Consider the following 21619-nt stretch of genomic DNA (forward strand, 5'->3'; position numbering starts at 1 on the left):
GTCGTGAAGGGCGAGAAGGTCATGCTCGCCCCCGGCCAGCTGCAGCTGCGCCCCACCCGCCGCGGCAAACCGCCTGCGCATCTCGCGGACCTCACCCTCGCCGAACGGCAGGACGCGGTGAAGGAACTGGGTCTGCCGGCGTTCCGCGCCAAGCAGCTGTCCACCCACTACTTCGAGCACTACACCACCGACCCGGAACGGATGACCGACCTGCCGAAGGACCGCCGGGAGGAGCTCGCAGAGCACTTCTTCCCGACGCTGCTGACCAAGGTCAGCCAGCAGGCCGCGGACCACGGCGCCACCCAGAAGTTCCTCTGGAAGCTGTTCGACGGCTCCATGGTCGAGTCCGTGCTGATGCGCTACTCCAACCGCGTCACCCTCTGCATCTCCTCCGAAGCGGGCTGCGGCATGAACTGCCCGTTCTGCGCCACCGGCCAGCTCGGCCTCACCCGCAATCTCTCCGCCGCGGAGATCCTCGAACAGGTCCGCATCGCCAACCGCATGCTCGCCGACGGGGAGATCCCCGGCGGGCCCGGCCGCGTCTCGAACATCGTGTTCATGGGCATGGGGGAGCCGCTGGCGAACTACCGGCCCGTCGCCACCGTCTGCAAGCGCCTCAACGCGCCCGCGCCCGAGGGCTTCGGCATGAGCGCCCGCAACATCACGGTGTCCACCGTCGGCCTCGCCGCCGCGGTCCGCAAGCTGGTGCGCGAAGAGATCCCCGTGACCCTCGCCGTGTCCCTGCACGCCCCGGACGACGAGCTGCGCAACGAACTCGTCCCCATCAACCAGCGGTTCGACGTCGACGACATCCTCTCCGCCGCCTACGAGTACTTCCAGGCGACCGGCCGCCGCGTCTCCATCGAATACGCGCTCATCCGCGACATCAACGACCAGGCGGAGCGCGCCGAACTGCTCGCCCGCCGCCTCATCGACAAGGGCGGCGCCGGCTGGATCCACGTCAACCCGATCCCGCTGAACCCGGTGCCGGGATCCAAATGGACCGCCTCCGACCCCCAGGTCGCGAAGCGGTTCGTGGAGACGCTGCGCAGCCACGGCATCTCCACCACCGTCCGCGACACCCGCGGCAGCGACATCGACGGCGCCTGCGGCCAGCTCGCCGCCACCGTCGTCGAATCCGACTCCCGCCGAGAGGACCGCGAAGCCCGCGTCGCCCGGGTGGAGCAGGTCGCGTCCGCTACAGTGTCCGAGCAGCCGAAGGAGAGGACCTAAGTGAGCACGTCATTCGAGAAGGTCGGGCGGTTCAGCCAGGGTTACAGCATCCGCGAAGTCGACGACTTCCTGGAGCGCGCCCGCGCCGCCTACGAGACCGGCACCGGCGACTTCGACCCCGACACCATCGCCACGGTCGACTTCGCCGCTGAGCGCGGCGGCTACAACATGGGCATCGTCGACGAAGCCCTCGACCGCCTCGCCGACGCGTTCGCGCTGAAGAAGCGCGACGAATCGATCGACGCCCACGGCGAGGACGCCTGGATCGCCGGTCTGCTGGAGCGCGCCGACGTCCTCGAGGAGCGCCTGCGCCGCCCCGCCGGTGAGCGCTTCGCCCCCGGCCCCGCCGGTGAGCCCTCCTACGACCGCGCCGACGTCGACGCCCTCTGCGACCAGCTGCTCGCCTACTTCACCGAGAGCCATCCCATGAGCGTCGACGATGTGCGCCGCGCCGCGTTCCGCCGCCGCAAGGGCGCCGACGGGTACTCCGAAGCCGTCGTCGACGTCTACCTCGACCACGTCGCCCGCCTCATGGCGTCCGTCCCGTGACCAGCGCCCGCCTCACGATCCTCGGCTCCACCGGCTCCATCGGCACCCAGGCCGTGGACGTCATCACCCGCTACCCGGACCTGGCGCGGGTGCACGCCCTCGCCGCGACCGGGTCGAGGCCGCAGCTGCTCGCCGAGCAGATCGCCCGCCTGCAGCCGCGCACCGTCGCCGTCGCCGATGACGCCCGCGTCGACGACGTGCAGCGGGCACTGCACGAGCTGGGGGAGGACCCGTCGGCCCTGGAGTTCACCGCCGGCCCCGGCGCCGTCATCGACGCCGCCGGCGACCTCGGCAGCGACGACGTCGTGCTCAACGCGATGACGGGGTCCGTCGGCCTCGCACCCTCCCTCGCCGCCCTCGACTCCGGCGCCCGGCTCGCCCTCGCCAACAAGGAGACCCTCATCGCCGGCGGGTCCCTCGTGCGCGAGCGCGCCGCCGACGGGCAGCTGCTGCCCGTGGACTCCGAACACACCGCCATCGCCGAATGCCTCGCCGGGATGCGGCCCGAGCACATCCGCCGGCTCGTCATCACCGCCTCCGGCGGACCCTTCCGCGGCCGCACCCGCGCCGAGCTCGGGGACGTCACCCCCGCCGACGCCCTCGCCCACCCCACCTGGGACATGGGCCGCGTCATCACCACCAACTCCGCCACCCTCGTCAACAAGGCCCTCGAAGTCATCGAAGCATGCTGGCTGTTCGACCTCCCCGAGGACCGCGTGGACACCGTGGTGCACCCCCAGTCCATCGTCCACTCCATGGTGACTGCGACCGACGGATCCACCATCGCGCAGGCCTCCCCGCCGGACATGCGGCTCGCCATCGGCTGGGCCCTCGCCCACCCCGACCGGCTCGAAGGCCTCGCCACCGAGCTCGACTTCACCACCGCGCAGTCCTGGACGTTCGAACCGCTGGACGAGGACACGTTCCCCGCTGTCCGCATCGCCCGAGCCGCGCACCGCGACGGCGGCACCCGCATGGCGCAGTTCAACGCCGCCAACGAAGAGTTCGTCGATGCCTTCCACGAGGGCCGCATCGGATTCCTGCAGATCGTCGACCTCATCCGGGACGTCCTCGACGACCCCGCCTCGCCCCGCACAGACCCCACCGGCGTGGAGGACGTGCAGGCCGCCGAGACATGGGCGCGGACGCGGGCGCACGAGCTGATCGATCAGACCGAAGCCGCCAGCCGATGAGCGCCCTGCTGTACGCGCTCGGCATCCTCCTCATCGGCATCGGGCTCGCCGTCTCCATCGCCCTGCATGAGATCGGCCACCTTGTGCCCGCGAAGAGGTTCGGGGTGCGGGTCACGCAGTACATGATCGGGTTCGGCCCCACCGTCTGGTCGCGGCGCCGCGGCGAAACCGAATACGGCATCAAAGCGATCCCGCTGGGCGGCTACATTCGCATGATCGGCATGTACCCGCCGCACAAGGGGGACGCCCCCGGCACTATCCGCGAGGACTCCACCGGCTTTTTTCAGCAGATGTCCGACGAGGCCAAGGAATGGGAGTCCTCCCAGTACAGCCCCGAGGAGCAGCACCGCACCTTCGTCAACCTCAGCGTGCCGAAGAAGCTCGCCGTCATGCTCGGCGGGCCGTTCATGAACCTCGTGCTCAGCGTGCTGCTCCTCGCCGTGCTGCTGATCGGCTTCGGCCTGCCCACCACCACTGCCGAGGTGAAGTCCGTGTCGCAGTGCGTGGTGCCCGCCACCGCGCCGCCCGACGCCGACTGCGCGGGCATGCCGCCAGCGCCCGCCGCGGCCGCCGGCATTCGCCCCGGGGACGAGATCACCGCCATCGCCGGCGAACCCGTCGGCGACTTCCAGGACCTCTCCCGGATCGTCCGCGCCCACCCCGACCAGGAGATCGAAGTGGAGCTCGTGCGCGACGGCGCGCCGATGACGCTCACCGTCACGCCCCTGTCCAACGACGTGGTGTCGCTGGACGCCGACGGGCGCCCCATCATCGGTGAGGACGGCACGCCCCGCACCGAGAAGGCCGGTTTCCTCGGCGTCTCCGGCACCCAGGCGATGGTCCGCCAGTCCATCACCGGCCTGCCCGGCATGGTGTGGGACACCTTCGCCGGCACCGCGAAGGTGGTGCTGACCCTGCCGATGCGGCTGTGGGACATCGGCGTCACCGTGTTCTCCGACCAGCCCCGCGACCCCAACGGCCCCCTCGGTGTGGTGGGCGTGTCCCGCCTCGCCGGTGAGGTCGTCTCGGCCGACGCCCCCGGGTTCGAGGCGAAGGAGCGCGCCTTCACCCTCATCTCGATGCTGGCGTCGCTGAACATGGCGCTGTTCGTGTTCAACCTGATCCCACTGATGCCGCTGGACGGCGGGCACGTGCTCGGCGCCCTCATCGAAGGAGCTCGGCGGCAGGCGGCGCGACTGCGGGGCCGCCCCGACCCGGGACCGGTGGATATGTCGCGCATGCTGCCGGTAACGAATGTGGTTGCGCTCGCGTTCATCGGCATGAGCGTGCTGCTGCTGTATGCGGATATCGTGAAGCCGATCCGGATGTTCGGGCCCTGAGCTGACTCTCCAGGCGGTCTGCGCGATAATGACGACGTGAGTACTCCGTCTGTGAACCTTGGCATTCCGTCCGTCCGAGAGACCCCCGTCATCTCCCCGCGCAGGCCCACGCGGAAGGTGCGGCTCGGCGACATCCACGTGGGCGGCGACGCACCCGTCACCGTGCAGTCGATGACCACCACCCCCACGCACGACATCAACGCGACCCTGCAGCAGATCGCCGAGCTCACCGCCGCCGGCTGCGACATCGTGCGCGTGGCGTGCCCCCGCCAGGAGGACGCGGACGCCCTGCCCGCCATCGCCGCGAAGGCGCAGATCCCGGTCATCGCCGACATCCACTTCCAGCCGAAGTACGTGTTCGCCGCGATCGAAGCCGGCTGCGCCGGTGTGCGCGTCAACCCCGGCAACATCCGCCGCTTCGACGACCAGGTCAAGGAGATCGCGAAGGCCGCCAGTGACCACGGCACCGCGCTGCGCATCGGCGTCAATGCCGGCTCCATCGACCCGCGCATGATGAAGGGCGACCGCGTCACCCCCGAAGCGCTCGTCGCATCCGCGAAGTGGGAGGCGTCCCTGTTCGAGGAGCACGGCTTCCACGACTTCGCCATCTCCGTGAAGCACAACGACCCCGTCATCATGGTGGACGCGTACCGTCAGCTGTCCGCGGAGGGCGACTGGCCGCTGCACCTCGGCGTCACCGAGGCCGGCCCTGCGTTCCAGGGCACCATCAAGTCGTCCGTCGCGTTCGGCATCCTGCTCGGTGAGGGCATCGGCGACACCATCCGCGTGTCCCTGTCGGCCCCGCCGGTGGAGGAGGTGAAGGTGGGCAACCAGATCCTCGAGTCGCTCAACCTGAAGCCCCGCAAGCTCGACATCGTCTCCTGCCCCTCCTGCGGCCGTGCCCAGGTGGACGTCTACACCCTCGCCGACGAGGTCACCGAAGGCCTCAAGGGCCTGGAGGCACCGCTGCGCGTCGCCGTCATGGGCTGCGTGGTCAACGGTCCCGGTGAGGCCCGCGAAGCGGACCTCGGCGTGGCCTCCGGCAACGGCAAGGGGCAGATCTTCGTCAAGGGCAAGGTCATCAAGACCGTCCCCGAGGCGGAGATCGTGCCGGTCCTCCTCGAAGAGGCGAAGCGCATCGCCGCGGAGATGGACGCCCCGTCGGGCACGCCCGACGTCTCCGTCGGCGCCTGAGGACCCGAGCACCCGGGGGTCCTCATCAGCCGCTCCATCGACCGATCGGTCGTCGACCTGTTCCGTCGGCAGACCTCCGCCGTGCGGCCGCTCACCACGGCCGCCGCACCCGCCGCGATCGCCCTGCTGGAACAGGACCCGATCGACAACGCCCTCGCCGGCAGTCGACTCGTCGACATCACCGGCACCCGCATGCTGTCCCGTGAGTTCTCCGGACTCTTCCACCGCGGTGACCTGACCGCGCTGCTGTGGCACGGCATCAGCCTGTCCGTCATGGGGGAGGTGTCCCAGGGGGACCTCGAACTGCTGGCGGAGAGGGCGCGTCGGGCCCGCCGCGAATACGCGAGCGTGGTGGGGCCGAGCCGGGACGTGGCGCGGCTGTGGCCCCTGGTGCGGTCCTCCCTGGGCCGGCCGCGGGAGTTCCGGTGGACGCAGCTGATGATGCTCGCCGACCAGCGGCCCAGCGTCGCCCCGTCCGACGAACTGCGCTTCGCCCGCCCCGAGGAAGCGGACCTCGTGTTCCCCGCCGCCGTCGCGATGTTCAAGGAGGAGGTCGGCACCGACCCCACCGCATGGGACGGCGGCCGCTCCTACCGGGACCGGGTCGAGCAGCTGATCGCCGAGCGCCGCACCGCGGTGGTGCGCCGCGGCGACGACATCGTCTTCAAAGCGGATGTGGGGGCCATCTTCGGTCCCGTCGCGCAGATCCACGGGGTGTGGACCGCCCCCGCTGAACGGGGGAAGGGCCTCGGCTCAGCGGCGATGGCGCGGGCCGTGCAGCTGTTCCAGCTGCAGCACAGCACCCCGCAGGTGACGCTGTACGTCAACGACTTCAACAGCGCAGCCCGCCGCGCCTACACGCAGGCGGGGTTCCGGCAGGTGGGGGAGTTCGCCTCCCTGCTGTTCTAGACCGAGTCGCTCGGGTTCTGCGCACGGTGGGCGTCGGCGCGGATCTGGGTCATCTGCGCATCCAGGTCACGGGAGGACTGCGCGATCTGCCGCAGCTCGTCCCGCAGATGCTGCGGCAGCTGACCGGAGAACTTGTACGCGAGCTCATGCTCCACACTGGACCAGAAGTCCATCGCGATGGTGCGGATCTGGATCTCCACCGGCACGTGCACCGTCCCGGTGGACAGGAACACCGGCACCTCCACGATGAGGTGGAGGGAGCGGTAGCCCGATTCCTTCGGCTCTGCGATGTAGTCCTTCTCCTCCACCACGGTCACATCGGGCTGGGAGGACAGCAGCTGCGCCATCCGGTAGCAGTCCTCGGTGTAGATGCAGGTGATGCGCAGGCCCGCGATGTCCCGCACGCCGTCGCGCAGGCCCTCCAGGGTGTGGGCGCAGTCGGTGCGGATCATCTTGTCGAGGATCGAGTCGATGCTCTTCACCCGGTGCTTGATGTGCTCGATCGGGTTGTGCTCGCCGCGGGCGGTCATCTCCTCGTTGAGGATCTGCACCTTCGTGAGCATCTCCCGCAGACCGAAGCGGTACGGCAGCAGCACTTCGCCGAGCCGGCGCCGCACGGTGCGCATCGCCTCGTTCTCCGCGGTGCCGTCGGCCGCAAGAGCGCTGACCAGGGCGGCCTTCGCGCTCATCGGGGCGATGGGCGGGGTGTCGTCGACGGACTGGGCGGTGGGCATGGTGGGCGAACCTCGTCGGGCAGGGGAGCAGCGGGCGGCGGATGGCGTGTGCGGGGGCTCTCAGGAGCCCGATACACTGGCCGCACCGACCATCCATCTTCGCCCAGGAGGCTCAACAGATGCTCCGAATGTCCACGGCGTTCCTGCGCACACTGCGCGACAACCCGGCCGATGCCGAGGTCGCCAGCCACCAGCTCCTCGTCCGAGCGGGCTACATCCGCCGCGCAGCGCCGGGCATCTACACGTGGCTTCCGCTGGGGCTGAAGGTGCTGCGCAAAGTCGAGCAGATCGTCCGCGAAGAGATGGACGCCGCCGGCAGTCAGGAGCTCCTGTTCCCGGGCCTGCTGCCCCGCGAACCCTACGAAGCGACCGATCGCTGGGCCGAGTACGGCGACAACCTGTTCCGCCTGCAGGACCGCAAGGGCGCGGACATGCTGCTCGCTCCCACGCACGAGGAGATGTTCACCCTCGCGGTGAAGGACCTCTGCAGCTCCTACAAGGACCTGCCGCTGTCGCTGTACCAGATCCAGCACAAGTACCGCGACGAGCTGCGTCCCCGCGCCGGCCTGCTGCGGGTGCGCGAATTCGTGATGAAGGACGCCTACTCGTTCGACATCGACGACGAGGGCCTGCACCGCTCCTACGCGCAGATGCGCGAGGCGTACAAGCGGGTGTTCGAGCGCCTCGGCCTGGAGGTCGTGATCGCGAAGGCGGATGCGGGTGCGATGGGCGGCTCCCAGTCGGAGGAGTTCCTCCACCCCACTGAGATCGGTGAGGACACCCTGGTGATGTCCGACGGCGGCTACGCCGCGAACGTCGAGGCCGTCACCACGGTCGCGCCGGAGCCGCTGACCGCGGAGCAGATCGCCGAGCTGCCCGCCGCCCGCACCGCCCGCACCCCGGGGGCCTCCACCATCGCCTCCCTCGTGGACCACCTCAACGAGGCGCAGCCCCGCGAGGACGGCCGCGCCTGGGAGAAGAGCGACACCCTCAAGGCGCTCGCCTACATCACCATCGACGCCGATGGGGCGGAGGAGCCGCTGCTGGTGATGATCCCCGGTGATCGCGAGGCCGATGAGAAGCGCCTCGAAGTGGCGCTCGCACCGCGCGAGTTCCGTCCCTTCACCGAGGACGACTTCACCAGGCATCCGCAGTTCGCGAAGGGCTACATCGGTCCCGTCGGCTTCGGCCTCGACACCGACGCCGGCGCCAACGGGATCCGCGTGCTGGTGGATCCGCGCGTTCAGGCCGGCACCGTGTGGGTCGCCGGGGCGAACAGCGCGGACGAGCACACCATCGGACTGGTCGCCGGCCGCGACTTCCAGGCCGACGGGTTCATCGAAGCAGCAGAGGTCCGCGACGGCGACCAGGCGCCGGACGGCTCCGGCCCGCTGCGCCTCACCCGCGGCATGGAGATGGGGCACATCTTCGAACTGGGCCGCAAGTACGCCGAAGCGCTCGACCTGCAGGTGCTGGACCAGAACGGCAAGCAGAAGACCGTCACGATGGGCTCCTACGGCATCGGTGTGACCCGCGCGGTCGCCGCCATCGCCGAGAAGCACCACGACGAGAAGGGCCTCGCCTGGCCGCGCAGCATCGCCCCGATGGACGTGCATGTGCTCGCAACCGGCAAGGGCACCGAGGTGTTCGAGAAGGCGGAGGAGATCGTCGCCGCCCTCGAAGCGGAGGGCCTGGACGTTCTGTTCGACGACCGCCCGAAGGTGTCCCCGGGTGTGAAGTTCAAGGACTCCGAACTGCTCGGCATCCCCACCTCCGTGGTGATCGGACGGTCCCTCGCGGACGGCGTTGTGGAGGTGCGCGACCGCGCCAGCGGCAGCATCGACGAGGTGTCCCCGGACGAGGTGGTCGCCCGCGTCCTGCAGCAGGTGCGGGAGGGCTGAGCCCCCCCAGCAGGCGGCCCCGCGCGGCGGGCATCAGCCCTCGGCCGGCTCCTCCAGCCACGGCAGGGAGTCGACCGAGGCGGCCCGCTGCGCGAACACCGGTGTCTCCTCCGCCCACGCGGCGATGAACGCGGCGCGCTGATCGAACGTGGCGGCGGAGCTGAGCCGCACCGCGTGGGCGATCGAGGTTGTGGAGATCTCCTGCGCGAGCGCGGCCAGGCCCTCATCGGTCCGCTGCTCGGCGGTTAGCGGGTAGGCGGCTTCGCGGCGGGCCGGCTCCGCCTTCAGCGCGGTGATCGCCGGTGTGTACGACTCGGCGCGGCTCCGGTGGACGGCGGCGCGCTTCGCGTGGGCTGCGCGCTGGTCCTTCGGCGCGCGCGCTGCCACCACTTCGAGGGCGTACGCGCCGAACCATTCGTCGCGCTGCGCGTCCTGCATCAGCTGGGCGAGCCCGTCCTGCGGGTCGATGTAGGCGGGGTCCTCGGTGGGGACCGGACGCGTCGGCGCGAGGTCGGCGGCGGAGGGCGGTGCCGGGGGCGCGAGCGCCGAATCTCCGGTGACGGCGGCGAGACGGCTCAGCGCCCAGATCGAGAACACGCCCGCGGATGCGGTGATGCGCGCGAGTGATGCGGAGACCTGCACGGTGGCCTCCAGCATGAGGTCGCGCAGGGCGCGCAGCTGCTCGGCCACCTCGGCGGCGCCCGCTGCGGCATCGGCGGGGGAGGCGGCCGACGGGTAGGTGCCGTCCTCCAGTTCCGCTGCCGTGGCGAACGCCCGCTGCTGGTCCTGCATCGCTGCGGCGATGAGCGCGCTGAGCTTCTGGGCATCGCCCGTGGCCGCGGCGGCGAAGGAGTCGGTGACGGGGGCGGCGGTGACGAGCGCGGTGAGGATGTCGGTGCGGTACTGTTCGTCGATGCCCGGAGGCGGCGGGGTGTACTGGGCGGGCTGCCCCAGGCGCAGGCGGGCGCCGTTGGCGCAGCCGCTGAGCGTGACGCCGGCGGCGACGGCCCCGGTGAGGGTGAGTGCTCGCAGGGCCAGCATCCGTCGGCTGATGGGGCCGGGGGAGGGCGTGGCAGCGCTCATCGGTGGTGGTCCTTGTCCGGGTCGGCGGTGCGGGGGAGGGGTGCGCCACTGGGCCCCGGCTGGGGCGGGCGCCCTCCAACAGTAATAGAGTAGTGTCGAGCTCCTGCGCTCACGCAGTGCGGGGATTGTCAGACGAATACGAGGAGGACGCGGACCCGTGGCCATTCCACCGAAGCCGGACGATTCAGTCCTCATGGACGCGTTCACTCCGATCATCCACAGGCACGGCCTCGTCTGCGAATCCGTCCTCGCGCAGCGCGTCGGCGGCACGGTCCGCCTGGTCGTCACCGTGGACCTGCCGGAGGACGAGATCGGCAGCGCCGACCTCGACACCGTCACCGACGTCTCCGAAGAGATCTCGCAGCTGCTGGACGACGACCTCAGCCTCATCGGCGACGTCCCCTCGACGCTCGACGTCACCACCCCCGGCGTGTTCCGCCCCCTGGACAGCGTGCGCGCCTTCAAGCGCTCCCGCAGCCGCCTGCTCTCCGGCTCCCTCACCGACGGACGCACCTTCTACGGCCGCCTCACCGACGTGGTCGACGACGAGCTCGTCCTCGACGTGCAGAAGCCGCCGCACAACCCGAAGCGGAAGAAGAAGGGAGCGGCGGCCCCCGCCGCCGAGAAGCTGAAGCCCGGTGAGCACCGCGTGCCGATCACCGAGGTCGAGACCGCCGAGATCCAGCTCGAATTCCGCTGAGCACACCGCCACCATCCATCCGCACCGCCTGAGGAGGCCACCATGGACATCGATCTGGGAGCACTGCGCGCTCTGGAGCGCGAACGCGAAATCCCCATGCCCGTTCTGCTGGACGCAATCGCACAGGCCCTCCAGGTGGCCTACCAGCACACCCCGCACCCGGCGCCGAACGCCCGCATCGAGATCGACGAGTCCTCCGGCGCCGTGACGGTCATCGCCGAGGACCGCGACCAGACCGGCGAGATCATCGAAGAGTGGGACGACACCCCCGAGGGCTTCGGTCGAGTGGCCGCCGCCACCGCCCGTCAGGTGATCCTGCAGCGCATCCGCGAGCTCGAGGACGAGGCCGTGCTCGGCGACTTCGCCGGCCGCGCCGAGGAGATCGTCTCCGGTGTGATCCAGCAGGGGCGCGACCCGCGCCTGGTGTACGTGGACCTGCAGACCGTGGAGGGCATCCTGCCCCCGCACGAGCAGGTGCCGGGCGAGCACTATCCGCACGGCAAGCGGATCCGCGCCTACGTCTCGGACATCCGCCGCGGCGCGAAGGGCCCCGCCATCACGCTGAGCCGCACCCACCCGAACCTGGTGCGCCGCCTCTTCGAACTGGAGGTGCCCGAGATCGGCGACGGCACTGTGGAGATCCGCGCCCTCGCCCGCGAAGCCGGGCACCGCACGAAGATCGCCGTGTCCTCCGATGTGGACGGTGTGAATCCGAAGGGCGCCGCGATCGGACCGATGGGTCAGCGCGTCCGCTCCGTGATGGCGGAGCTCGAGGGCGAGAAGATCGACATCGTCGAGTTCGATGAGGACCCGGCGGTGTTCGTCGGCAACGCCCTCTCCCCGGCCCGCGTCAGCAGCGTGGTCGTCACCGATGAGGCCGCGAAGCAGGTGCTCGCGGTCGTGTCCGAGGGGCAGCTGTCGCTCGCGATCGGCAAGGCCGGGCAGAACGCTCGCCTCGCCGCGAAGCTCACCGGCTGGCGGATCGACATCCGCACCGAGGAGCAGCTGGCCGCTGAGCGCGCCGGCGGCGCTGCGGGGGAGCCGACGGATCCCGCCGAGACCATCGCTCCGGAGGCCTCCGTCGGCCCCGAGGATGAGGGCGACCTGGGCGCCTGATCTCGGCCAACGCGCACCCCGCGGGGGCGGCCGGGTGCGGGTGTGATCCCTCACCCGGGCGCTCACCGCACCCCGTTCCCGGGGCCACTCGGGTAGACTGGACAGGCTGGACGTGGGAACGGAGCGGAATTCAATGACCGATGAGGCATCGAATCGGCCGATCCGCACCTGCGTCGGATGTCGCACCCAGGACATCCGAGATCAGCTCGTGCGCGTTGTACGCGGCCCCTCCGCTGAGGGGGAGCCGCCTGCGGTCCGCCTCGATGAGACCCGCACCGCCCCCGGACGGGGCGCGTGGATCCATCCGGACGAGCAGTGCATCGCCGCGGCGCTCAAGCGCGGTGGTTTCAGCCGGGCCTTCAAGGGCCGGGTAGACATCACCGGACTCGAAGCGCAGCTGCGCGCCCGAGTGAACCCTTCGCAAGGAACCGAACCACCTTTGGAAGCGGGTAGAACACCAATGGACATCCGATGAGTACTCACCAATGAGCACCCACAGGAGCTAGTGGTCCGCGCCGCCCTGACTCGGCCGGCCGGACCGAGACAGGAGAATTGTGGCTAAAGTTCGCGTTCACGAGCTCGCCAAAGAGCTTGGTGTGACGAGCAAGGACGTCCTCAAGAAGCTTGAGGACCTCGGCGAATTCGTTCGCTCCGCCTCGTCGACCGTTGAACCCCCGGTCGCGCGCCGCGTTCGCGGCGCATTCCCGAAGTCCGACGGCGCCACCGCCGGCGGCACCCCCAAGCCCGGCCAGAAGCCCGGCGCCCCGAAGCCCGGCCAGAAGCCCGGTGCCCCCAAGCCCGGCGCACCCAAGCCCGGCCAGAAGGCAGCACCGGCGAAGGCCGATGGCGCCCCGGTCGCTGACCAGAAGCCCGCTGGCGACAAGCCGACCCCGTCGGCCGCGCCGTCCAGCGCCCCGAAGCCCGGCCAGAAGCCCGCTGCGAAGCCGGCCGCTGACGCCAGCCCGGCCAGCGCGCCGAAGCCCGGCGGCCCGAAGCCCCCGACCCCGGCGTCCGCTCCGAAGCCCGGCGCGGCATCCCGCCCCGGCCCGAAGCCGGGCGGCGGCCAGCGCCCGCAGCGCGGCGGCGCCGCCGGTGGCGGTCGCCCCGGCAACAACCCGTTCGCGTCCTCGCAGGGCATGCCCCGCCCGGGCGGCCCGCGTCCCCCGCGCCGCGACGGCGGAGGCCGTCCCGGCAACAATCCGTTCGCGTCCTCGCAGGGCATGCCCCGCCCCGGTGGCCCGCGTCCCCCGCGCCGTGACGGCCAGGGCGCAGGCCAGGGCGCACCGCAGGGCGCCGGCCAGGGTGGTCCCCGTCCCGGCGGTCCGCGCCCGGGCGGTCCCCGTCCGTCGCCGACCATGATGCCGGCACGGTCCGCTGCTGCTGAGAAGCCCCGCTCCGGCGGTGGCGGCGGCGGTCGCGGCCGTGGTCGCGGCGGTCAGGGCGGCGCACCCGGCGCAGGCCCCGGTGGCGGCGGCTTCGGTCCCCGTCCCGGTGGCGGCGGTCCCGGCCGCGGTCGCCGTGGCGGCACGCAGGGCGCGTTCGGACGCGGCGGCAAGCCCGCCCGCTCCCGCAAGTCGAAGCGCGCCAAGCGCCGCGAGTACGAGCAGATGCAGGCTCCGGCACCGGGCGGCGTGCAGATTCCGCGCGGTGACGGCTCCACGCCGATCCGTCTGCGCCGCGGCGCCTCGCTGACCGACTTCGCCGACCGCATCGACGTCAACCCGGCATCGCTGATCACCGTCCTCTTCGCCATGGGCGAGATGGCCACGGCCACCCAGTCCCTGGATGAGGACACGTTCCAGCTGCTCGGTGAGGAGCTCGGCTACAAGATCGAGATCGTCTCCCCGGAGGACGAGGAGCGCGAACTGCTCGAGCAGTTCGACATCGACCTTGAGGGTGAGCTGGACGAGGAGGACGACGAGGATCGTCTGCCCCGCCCGCCGGTCGTCACCGTCATGGGCCACGTGGACCACGGCAAGACCCGCCTGCTCGACTCGATCCGCCGTGCGAACGTCGGATCCGGCGAGGCCGGCGGCATCACCCAGCACATCGGTGCGTACCAGGTGCACGTGGACCACGAGGGCGAGGACCGCCCCATCACGTTCGTCGACACCCCGGGCCACGAGGCGTTCACCGCCATGCGAGCCCGCGGTGCGAAGGTCACCGACATCGCGATCCTTGTGGTCGCGGCCGATGACGGCGTCATGCCGCAGACCATCGAGGCGCTCAACCACGCCCAGGCTGCGGATGTGCCGATCGTGGTCGCGGTCAACAAGATCGACAAGCCGGAGGCGAACCCGGACAAGATCCGCGCCCAGCTCACCGAGTACAACCTCGTGGCTGAGGAGTACGGCGGCGACACCATGTTCGTGGACGTCTCCGCTCGCGAGGGCCTGCACATCGACGAGCTGCTGGAGGCCGTCCTGCTGACCGCCGATGCTGCCCTGGATCTGCGCGCCAACCCGGACAAGGACGCTCGCGGTGTCGCCATCGAGGCGAACCTCGACCGCGGCCGCGGCCCCGTCGCCACCGTCCTGGTGGAGCAGGGCACGCTGCGCGTCGGCGATGCGATCGTCTGCGGCACCGGCCACGGCCGTGTCCGCGCCATGCTCGATGAGAACGGCGACGCGGTCGAGGAGGCCCTGCCGTCCCGTCCGGTGCAGGTGCTGGGCCTCAGCTCCGTGCCCGGCGCCGGTGACACGTTCATCGTGCCCGCGGACGAGCGTCAGGCCCGCCAGATCGCTGAGAAGCGCGAAGCGGCCAAGCGCGCCGCCCAGCTGTCCAAGGCCCGCAAGCGCATGTCCCTCGAGGACATCAAGGAGGCCATGGAGCAGGGCAAGGTCGAGACCCTCAACCTCATCCTCAAGGGCGACGCCTCCGGTTCCGTCGAGGCGCTGGAAGAGGCACTGCTCGGCATCGAGGTCGGCGACGACGTCCAGCTGCGCGTCATCGACCGCGGCGTCGGCGCGATCACGATGAACAACATCAACCTCGCCATGGCGTCCGATGCCGTGATCATCGGCTTCAACGTCCGCGCCGAGGGCCAGAACGCCGAATACGCCGACCGCGAGGGCGTGGAGATCAAGTACTACTCGGTCATCTACCGCGCCATCGAAGAGGTGGAGAGCGCCCTGCTGGGCATGCTCAAGCCGGAGTACGAGGAGAAGGACCGCGGATCCGCCGAGATCCGCGAGATCTTCCGCTCCTCCAAGTTCGGCAACATCGCCGGCTCGATGGTCACCTCCGGCACGATCAACCGCGGCTCCAAGGCCCGCATCACCCGCAAGGGCGTTGTGGTCACCGAGAGCCTCGAGATCGCCGGCCTGCGCCGCTTCAAGGATGACGTCACCGAGGTCCGCGAGGGCTTCGAGTGCGGCATCAACCTGGGGTCGTTCAACGACATCCAGGAGGGCGACATCATCACCACGTACGAGATGGTGGAGAAGCCCCGTGAAGCGCACAAGACCAACAAGAAGGACTGATCAGCGCACGCTGAGATGATGAGGCCCCGACCGCGTCCGAATGGGCGCGGGCGGGGCCTCGTCGCTTCCCACCCATCGGCAGTGAGGACACCATGACCACCGTTCTGCACGGACTGCTCGCCCCATCCGCCAACCGCGTCTACGGCCAGCAGGCTGCGGCCCTCGCCGCCGCCGAGCTCCGCTTCGTTCTGGCGCACACCGTGCCCGGGGCCCTTGAGGATGTCCGCGAGGAGTCCATCGCCGGCATGCCGACCCTGCGGATCGAGCTCGCCGACTGGGCGCTCGATGCCGACATCGGCGGCGCCGCGGGGGAGGGGATCGACGCGGCAGCGCGCGCCCGGGTCCTCACCGCTCTCGCCCGATCCCCCCACATCTTCGGCGTGTTCGACGAAGTCGGCACCATGCCGGCCCCGGAACCCGTCGGCCCCGACCGGGAGGCCGCCGGCCCCGCGGTGGGCCCGGCAGACGGCGCAGCTGGCGAGGAGCGCCTCTACGTCGACGAGATGCCCGAGCTGCCGCTGCTGCTGCCGGTGCGGACACCAGCTGTCGACCGGTTCGACTCCACCCTGCTCACCACCCTGAAGTATCAGGGGAAGACCAACGAGCAGTTCACTGCGCTCATGCTCAGCTGCGCCATCGCCGCCAGTGCCGACGCGCACCTGATCGAGGACACCTCCCGCCCGTTCACCGTCCTCGACCCCGTCGCCGGGCGCGGCACCACCCTCAACCAGGCACTCATGTGGGGGCTGGACGCCGTCGGCGTCGACCTCGACAAGAAGGACGCCGAACTGTTCCGCGCGTTCCTCACCACGTGGATGCGGGAGAACCGCCTGAAGCACACCACATCCGCGGAGCGGCTCACCGTCAACGGCCAGCAGCTCGGGTCCGTGTTCCGCGCCGACCTCGCCCGCAGCAAGGAGGAGCAGAGGGCCGGCCGCGGCCAGTCGCTCACCCTGTTCACCGCGGACACCACCGGGCTCGGCGCATTCATCCGCCCCCGCAGCGCCAACGCGATCGTCGCCGACCTCCCGTACGGGGTCCAGCATGGCGCCCGCGCGCAGGCGGGGAAGCAGACCCGGACGCCGAAGGCGGGCAAGCAGACGAAGAACGCCGCCCTGTCCCGCTCCCCGCTGCAGCTCGTGGAATCCGCCCTGCCCGCGTGGAGCCGCGCCATGACCGACGGCGCCAGCCTCGTCCTCGCCGTCAACCGCCGCACCGCGCCGTACCCCGCGATGGCGGAAGTGCTCCAGCAGGGCGGTCTGCGCTTGCTGACGGAGGACGGCCAGTTCCGCCACCGCGTGGACCGCTCCATCGACCGTGACATCATCGTGGCTGTGAAGCGCAGCCACCCCGCTTCCTCGACGAAAGGGACCCCATCATGACCGGCAACCCTCGCTCCCGGCGCATCGCCGACAGCATCAAGAAGATCGTCGCCACCGCCCTGGACTCCAGGGTGAAGGACCCCCGCCTCGGCTGGGTCACCATCACCGACGTCCGCGTGTCCGGTGACGGCCAGCAGGCCTCCGTGTTCTACACGGTGTTCGGTGGGGAGGAGGAGCGCCGGGCCACCGCCGCGGCGCTGAAGTCCTCCACCGGCATGCTCCGCACCGAGGTCGGCAAGGGCCTCGGCATCCGCCTCACACCGTCGCTGAAGTTCTTCGAGGACGCCATCCCGGAGACCGCGAAGACCATCGACGACCTCCTGGTGGAGGCGCGCTCCCGCGACGCCGAACTGGCCCGCTACAAGGAGGGCAAGGAGTACGCGGGTGGGGAGAACCCGTACCGTGACGACGCCGACGCCGACGGCGCCGGCGACATCGACGACATCGGCGCCGAGGCTGCTGATGACGACGCCGCAGCGGACAGTGGCGCTGCGGTCAGCGAAGGCGAGGACGGCGAGCGCGCGTGAACGCCCCCGGTCCCGTCGGCATCGCGCTGGTCGACAAACCCGCCGGCCTCACCAGCCATGACGTGGTCGCGCGCCTGCGCTACCACCTCGGCACCCGCAAGGTGGGCCACGCCGGCACGCTGGACCCGATGGCGACCGGGCTGCTGGTGATCGGCGTCGGCCAGGGCACCAAACTGCTCACCTACGCCGTCGGCCTCGACAAGACGTATGAGGCGACCATCCGCCTCGGCGTCGCCACCATCACCGACGACGCCGAGGGCGACGAAACGGGTCCGCGCCGCCCGGCCGACGGCATCAGCGACGACCAGATCGCCGCTGCCGTCGAGGACCTGACCGGAGACATCCTCCAGGTCCCCAGCGCCGTGTCCGCCATCAAGGTGAACGGGCAGCGGTCCTACGCCCGCGTCCGCGCCGGCGACGACGTCCAGCTGGAGGCCCGCCCCATCCGCGTGGCCCGCTTCGAGGTGACGGGGACCCGTCGGCAGGCCGACGGGTTCTGCGACATCGACGCCGTCATCGACTGCTCCTCCGGCACCTACATCCGTGCACTGGCCCGCGACCTCGGCGAGGCCCTCGGGGTGGGCGGGCACCTGACGGCTCTGCGCCGCACCCACGTCGGCAAGTGGAGCGTGCAGGACGCCGGCACGGTGCCGAAGCGGGACGCGCCCAAGGCGGCGGAGGACCCGTCGGCCTCCCCAGTGGTGCTGCGCGGCCTCGGTGAGGTCGCCGGCGGCCTGCTGCCGGTGGTGCCGGTGGGGGAGGCGGATGCGCGCTCCCTCCGGTTCGGGCAGATGATCCACGCACCAGAGGCGAGCAGCCCTGAGGATGCGGGGGAGCTCAGCGCTGCGGTCGGTCCCGGGGAGGACCTCGTGGCGATCGTGGAGCCGCACCGCGGGCGCCTCAGACCGGCCACCGTGTTCCCCGCCTGAGGCTGAGAACAGCGAAGCGGGCTGGCCCCTGATCAGGGCCAGCCCGCTTCGTCATGCTGGGTGCTCGGTGCCGATCAGCGCGGCACGCAGTCGTGCATCAGCGGTGGGACACCACCTTGGTGCCCATCGGGGCCCAGTCGTAGAACCACTTCGCGTCCTGCACGGGCAGGTTGATGCAGCCATGTGAGCCGGCGTAGCCGAAGCTGGAGCGCCACGGTGCGCCGTGGATCGCGTAGCCGCCCTTGAAGTACTGCACGTAGGGGACGTCCTTCGTGTAGTAGTACTTCGGGTGGCCCTTCGGATACTTGTACTCGTTGGTCATGTCCTGCTTGTCGTAGCGCAGGTAGGTGGTGAACTCGCCGGTGGCGGTCTCATTGCCGGGCTTGCCGTCCACCATGGAGATCGGACCGTACACCTTCTGGGTGCCCTGGTACGCGGTGATGGTCTTGTTCGACAGGTTGATGTCGATCCACTTGTCACCGCTGGTCGCCTCCTTCGGCGCGTGCGCCGGCAGAGCGGGCTTGTCGTCCGTGGACTCCTTGTCCTCCGGCTTCGCGTCGTCGGACTTCTTGTCCGCAGCCTTCTTCTCGTCGGCCTTCTTCTTCTCGTCGGCCTTCTTCTTCTCAGCGTTGTCGGACTTCTTCTCGTCCTTCTTCTCCGCCTCGATCACGGTGGTGGTGTCCTTCGCCGGCACCTTCTTCGTGGTGAAGGTCGCGGAGAACTCCGTGCCCTTCTGCATCGCGGTGACGAACTCGGAGCTGACCTCATCCACGTTGGTGACGGAGGTGCCGTCCACCTTCTCGTTGAGGACCTTGATGACCTTGCCGTCACCGTCCACACCGGTCACACCGTTCTTCGGCGACACCTCGATCTCGTTCGCCATGGTCTGGACGTAGGCGGCGGCCTCGTCGGCGTTGACCTGCGTCTCGAAGTCGGTGCCATCAGCATTCGGTGCAACGGTCACGAAGTGGAGGCGGTCCTGCTTGGAGATCTCGAAGGTGCGGCCGTTCGGGCCGGTGACCGTCATCGGCTTGTCCAGCATCGCCTCGGTCCGCTTCACCGCGGCCTCGGCCTTCTCAGTGCTCAGAGCCGGCTCCATGCGGGTGAACTCCTGCGTGATGGTGAAGTCCTTCATGCCGGAGGCGCCCTTGCGGACCGTCTGCACGAACTGCTCCGGATCCACACCGAGGCCCGCCTGGGCCTCGGTCACGGAGAAGGAGCCGTTCTCGGGGTCGTAGGTGACCTCGGCGTTCTTCGCGCTCTCGCGGCCCTCGGGAACCAGGCCGGAGGCGTAGTCGGTGGTGACCTTGCGGTCCATCGTCAGGACCGGCTTGACGGCGTGGTCGCCGCCGAAGACCACATTGCCCACCGAAGCGTCGCGCTGCACAGCAGCGGCCGCGGTGGCCTGCGGATCCAGGGTGACGCCGAGGTCCTCGATCGGAACGGCAGTGCTCTCACCCTCGGCCACGATGGTGGCCTTGACGCCGGTGTCCTGGCCGGAGAGGAGCTTCGTGATCTCCGCCTGGGTCATCCCGGAGACGTCCTTGCCCATCACGGTCGTGCCGGGAAGGGCCTTCCCCTCGAACTGCTTGGCGTACGCCATGGAACCGCCGGTAGCTACGAGAGCGAGCACGGCCAGAGCAGCGATCACCCAGAGGATGATGCGGCGTGACCTGGTCTGCGTCGCAGTCGACATGTCTATCGTCCTTACGTTCTCTTCGATGCGCGGGCGTGTCCGCGCACATGGGCGCTATCGTACCCGCCTGCCAGGCGGAGGTGCTATTGATGCGCGTGTTACATCATCGGTGCCCTCACAGCCGGAGACGGTGCGCGCGGCGCGCCGGGGGCCGGTGCACAGGGTTTAGGGTGGGGGAGGCAGAACTTCGGACCGCGGCAGGAAGGCAGATGGTTGAGCAGAGGAGAGCTGTGGGCCAGCGCAGCTGACGTGCCCGCATCCGTCGAGCCCAGCGCCGTCACCATCGGCAACTTCGACGGCGTCCACCTCGGCCACCAAGCGGTGCTCCGCCAGCTCCAGGACGCCGCCGCCGCACGCGGCCTGCGCCCCATCGCCATGACCTTCAACCCGCACCCCCGGCATGTCATGACCGGCTCGGTGGTGCCGCCGCTCATCACCGGCTACGCCCGGCGCGACGACCTCATCCGCGACCTCGGCATCAGCGTGCTCGACCTCGAGTTCACCCGCGGCTTCGCCCAGCACAGCGCGGAGGACTTCGTGCGGATCTTCCTCGTGGAGCTGCTGAACGCGAAGGCGGTGGTGATCGGGCGCGATTCCCGCTTCGGTCGCGCCAACGAAGGCGACCTCGGCACCATGCAGGAGCTGGGGGAGAAGCTCGGCTTCGAGGTTCTGGTCGTCGATGAGCTCGGCATCTCCGCTTCCTGCAGCCGCGTCTCCTCCTCCGTGATCCGCGCCGCCATCACCTCCGGTGACGTCGGCAGCGCCGCCGGCATGCTCGGCCGCCCCCACGCGGTGGCCGACGTCATCCAGCACGGCTTCAAGCGGGGACGCGAACTCGGCTTCCCCACCGCGAACTTCAGCGCGCGGCCCGACGGCCTCGTCCCCGCCGACGGGGTCTACGCCGGCCTCCTGAGCGTCGAGGTGCCCACCCGGGCGGACCACCCGGACGCGCAGATGCGCCTGGCGCCGGCCACCATCTCCATCGGCACCAACCCCACCTTCGAGGACGGGCCCCTGCACACCATCGTGGAGACCTACGTGCACGGCTCCCACGACCTCGACCTGTACGACAAGCGGGTGCGGGTGGACTTCATCGAACGCCTCCGCCCCACCCTGGCCTTCTCCTCCATCGATGAGCTGGTGGTGCAGATGCGGCAGGACGTCGAGGTGACTCGCCGCACTCTGGGGGAGTGGGCCGGGGCCCGCTGAGCCCCCTGCTGGTACTGTGGGAAGGCCGTCAGATCGGCCACGGATCGTAGAGCCCGAGAGAACATGCCTCGGAGCGCCGTGCAGCAACACGTATAGAAGGAGAGCCAGTGGCCTTCGATTCTGCAACCAAGCAAGCCATTGTCAAGGAATTCGGTCGCACCGAGGGTGACACCGGTTCCCCCGAGGTCCAGGTCGCTCTGCTGACGCACCGCATCAAGTACATGACGGAGCATCTGAAGACCCATAAGCACGATCACCACAGCCGCCGCGGCCTCATGCTGCTGGTCGGCCAGCGCAAGCGCCTCCTGAAGTACCTTCAGGCCATGGACATCGAGCGCTACCGTGCTCTGATCCAGCGCCTGGGCATCCGCCGCTGATCACCGATCGCCGCTCACCTCTCAAGGTGGGCGGCGATTCGGTTCCCCTATACTCGCACCCGAAA

At 70.1% G+C, this 21619-nt stretch carries 19 protein-coding genes; 16 read left to right on the forward strand and 3 right to left on the reverse strand.

Annotated elements, in window-relative coordinates:
* The first annotated feature begins 21 nt into the window (after window positions 1–21).
* The 6 genes from rlmN (at window position 22) to R3I40_RS01545 (ending at window position 6418) form a co-directional block, all read left to right on the forward strand.
* Window positions 22–1233 carry a dual-specificity RNA methyltransferase RlmN gene (rlmN, locus tag R3I40_RS01520; protein WP_239376344.1) on the forward strand — a complete coding sequence of 404 codons (1212 nt, stop codon included), beginning with the start codon at window positions 22–24 and terminating at the stop codon, window positions 1231–1233.
* Complete coding sequence (locus tag R3I40_RS01525; RefSeq protein WP_183373460.1) at window positions 1234–1782, forward strand: hypothetical protein; 549 nt, start codon at window positions 1234–1236, stop codon at window positions 1780–1782.
* Complete coding sequence (gene dxr, locus R3I40_RS01530) at window positions 1779–2975, forward strand: 1-deoxy-D-xylulose-5-phosphate reductoisomerase (protein ID WP_285262354.1); 1197 nt, start codon at window positions 1779–1781, stop codon at window positions 2973–2975. The genes R3I40_RS01525 and dxr overlap by 4 nt, the downstream gene beginning before the upstream one ends.
* Entirely contained in the window at window positions 2972–4315 is a 1344-nt protein-coding gene (locus R3I40_RS01535; RefSeq protein WP_285262355.1) for a M50 family metallopeptidase, read from the forward strand. Before dxr ends, R3I40_RS01535 begins: the two co-directional genes overlap by 4 nt.
* A 36-nt stretch (window positions 4316–4351) precedes the next feature.
* Window positions 4352–5509, forward strand: a complete 1158-nt coding sequence (ispG, locus tag R3I40_RS01540; RefSeq protein WP_183373463.1) for a flavodoxin-dependent (E)-4-hydroxy-3-methylbut-2-enyl-diphosphate synthase — start codon at window positions 4352–4354, stop codon at window positions 5507–5509.
* Window positions 5510–5590: 81 nt separating this feature from the next.
* The gene (locus R3I40_RS01545) at window positions 5591–6418 is read left to right on the forward strand and encodes a GNAT family N-acetyltransferase (protein ID WP_259923747.1); all 828 of its coding nucleotides are present in this window, start codon (window positions 5591–5593) and stop codon (window positions 6416–6418) included.
* Here the strand turns inward: R3I40_RS01545 and R3I40_RS01550 are convergent.
* A complete protein-coding gene (locus tag R3I40_RS01550) occupies window positions 6415–7152 on the reverse strand; it encodes a GTP pyrophosphokinase (RefSeq protein WP_239376312.1) in 738 nt (245 codons plus the stop codon). The genes R3I40_RS01545 and R3I40_RS01550 overlap by 4 nt on opposite strands.
* A 119-nt stretch (window positions 7153–7271) precedes the next feature.
* Here R3I40_RS01550 and R3I40_RS01555 point away from each other — a divergent pair, with 119 nt between their 5' ends.
* Complete coding sequence (locus tag R3I40_RS01555; RefSeq protein WP_183373465.1) at window positions 7272–9053, forward strand: proline--tRNA ligase; 1782 nt, start codon at window positions 7272–7274, stop codon at window positions 9051–9053.
* A gap of 33 nt (window positions 9054–9086) precedes the next feature.
* Here R3I40_RS01555 and R3I40_RS01560 read toward each other — a convergent pair whose 3' ends face one another.
* Window positions 9087–10136 (reverse strand): DUF4439 domain-containing protein, encoded by a 1050-nt coding sequence (locus tag R3I40_RS01560; RefSeq protein WP_183373466.1) that lies wholly within the window; start codon window positions 10134–10136, stop codon window positions 9087–9089.
* Window positions 10137–10329: 193 nt separating this feature from the next.
* Between R3I40_RS01560 and R3I40_RS01565 the strand changes: the two genes are divergently transcribed.
* The 7 genes from R3I40_RS01565 to truB all read left to right on the forward strand — a co-directional run bounded on the left by R3I40_RS01565 (window position 10330) and on the right by truB (window position 18272).
* A complete protein-coding gene (locus R3I40_RS01565) occupies window positions 10330–10836 on the forward strand; it encodes an LSm family protein (RefSeq protein WP_317700058.1) in 507 nt (168 codons plus the stop codon).
* A gap of 42 nt (window positions 10837–10878) precedes the next feature.
* On the forward strand, window positions 10879–11952 hold the full coding sequence (gene nusA, locus R3I40_RS01570) for a transcription termination factor NusA (RefSeq protein WP_183373468.1): 1074 nt from the start codon (window positions 10879–10881) through the stop codon (window positions 11950–11952).
* A gap of 133 nt (window positions 11953–12085) precedes the next feature.
* A complete protein-coding gene (locus R3I40_RS01575) occupies window positions 12086–12427 on the forward strand; it encodes a YlxR family protein (RefSeq protein WP_239376117.1) in 342 nt (113 codons plus the stop codon).
* A gap of 79 nt (window positions 12428–12506) precedes the next feature.
* Window positions 12507–15434 (forward strand): translation initiation factor IF-2, encoded by a 2928-nt coding sequence (gene infB / locus R3I40_RS01580; protein WP_259923750.1) that lies wholly within the window; start codon window positions 12507–12509, stop codon window positions 15432–15434.
* Between the two features lie 92 nt (window positions 15435–15526).
* Window positions 15527–16816, forward strand: a complete 1290-nt coding sequence (locus R3I40_RS01585) for a TRM11 family SAM-dependent methyltransferase (RefSeq protein WP_239376115.1) — start codon at window positions 15527–15529, stop codon at window positions 16814–16816.
* Window positions 16813–17343 carry a 30S ribosome-binding factor RbfA gene (gene rbfA / locus R3I40_RS01590; protein WP_285262356.1) on the forward strand — a complete coding sequence of 177 codons (531 nt, stop codon included), beginning with the start codon at window positions 16813–16815 and terminating at the stop codon, window positions 17341–17343. The genes R3I40_RS01585 and rbfA overlap by 4 nt, the downstream gene beginning before the upstream one ends.
* Window positions 17340–18272 carry a tRNA pseudouridine(55) synthase TruB gene (truB, locus tag R3I40_RS01595; protein ID WP_285262357.1) on the forward strand — a complete coding sequence of 311 codons (933 nt, stop codon included), beginning with the start codon at window positions 17340–17342 and terminating at the stop codon, window positions 18270–18272. The genes rbfA and truB overlap by 4 nt, the downstream gene beginning before the upstream one ends.
* A gap of 97 nt (window positions 18273–18369) precedes the next feature.
* Here the strand turns inward: truB and R3I40_RS01600 are convergent, their stop codons facing one another.
* Window positions 18370–19968 carry a L,D-transpeptidase family protein gene (locus tag R3I40_RS01600; protein WP_285262232.1) on the reverse strand — a complete coding sequence of 533 codons (1599 nt, stop codon included), beginning with the start codon at window positions 19966–19968 and terminating at the stop codon, window positions 18370–18372.
* A 249-nt stretch (window positions 19969–20217) separates the two neighbouring features.
* Between R3I40_RS01600 and R3I40_RS01605 the strand changes: the two genes are divergently transcribed.
* Both R3I40_RS01605 and rpsO read left to right on the forward strand, forming a co-directional pair.
* The gene (locus R3I40_RS01605; protein WP_259923474.1) at window positions 20218–21177 is read left to right on the forward strand and encodes a bifunctional riboflavin kinase/FAD synthetase; all 960 of its coding nucleotides are present in this window, start codon (window positions 20218–20220) and stop codon (window positions 21175–21177) included.
* Between the two features lie 107 nt (window positions 21178–21284).
* A complete protein-coding gene (rpsO, locus tag R3I40_RS01610; protein ID WP_183373475.1) occupies window positions 21285–21554 on the forward strand; it encodes a 30S ribosomal protein S15 in 270 nt (89 codons plus the stop codon).
* Window positions 21555–21619 lie beyond the last annotated feature (65 nt).

Source organism: Helcobacillus massiliensis (assembly GCF_033106145.1).
Classification (GTDB): domain Bacteria; phylum Actinomycetota; class Actinomycetes; order Actinomycetales; family Dermabacteraceae; genus Helcobacillus; species Helcobacillus massiliensis.

Coding starts and splice junctions, on each gene's coding strand:
- R3I40_RS01565 (WP_317700058.1), top strand. CDS start 10,330: ATGGACGCGTTCACTCCGATCATCCACAGGCACGGCCTCGTCTGCGAA.
- rbfA (WP_285262356.1), top strand. CDS start 16,813: ATGACCGGCAACCCTCGCTCCCGGCGCATCGCCGACAGCATCAAGAAG.
- R3I40_RS01585 (WP_239376115.1), top strand. CDS start 15,527: ATGACCACCGTTCTGCACGGACTGCTCGCCCCATCCGCCAACCGCGTC.
- R3I40_RS01535 (WP_285262355.1), top strand. CDS start 2,972: ATGAGCGCCCTGCTGTACGCGCTCGGCATCCTCCTCATCGGCATCGGG.
- R3I40_RS01600 (WP_285262232.1), bottom strand. CDS start 19,968: ATGTCGACTGCGACGCAGACCAGGTCACGCCGCATCATCCTCTGGGTG.
- R3I40_RS01575 (WP_239376117.1), top strand. CDS start 12,086: ATGACCGATGAGGCATCGAATCGGCCGATCCGCACCTGCGTCGGATGT.
- R3I40_RS01555 (WP_183373465.1), top strand. CDS start 7,272: ATGCTCCGAATGTCCACGGCGTTCCTGCGCACACTGCGCGACAACCCG.
- nusA (WP_183373468.1), top strand. CDS start 10,879: ATGGACATCGATCTGGGAGCACTGCGCGCTCTGGAGCGCGAACGCGAA.
- R3I40_RS01560 (WP_183373466.1), bottom strand. CDS start 10,136: ATGAGCGCTGCCACGCCCTCCCCCGGCCCCATCAGCCGACGGATGCTG.
- R3I40_RS01550 (WP_239376312.1), bottom strand. CDS start 7,152: ATGCCCACCGCCCAGTCCGTCGACGACACCCCGCCCATCGCCCCGATG.
- rlmN (WP_239376344.1), top strand. CDS start 22: ATGCTCGCCCCCGGCCAGCTGCAGCTGCGCCCCACCCGCCGCGGCAAA.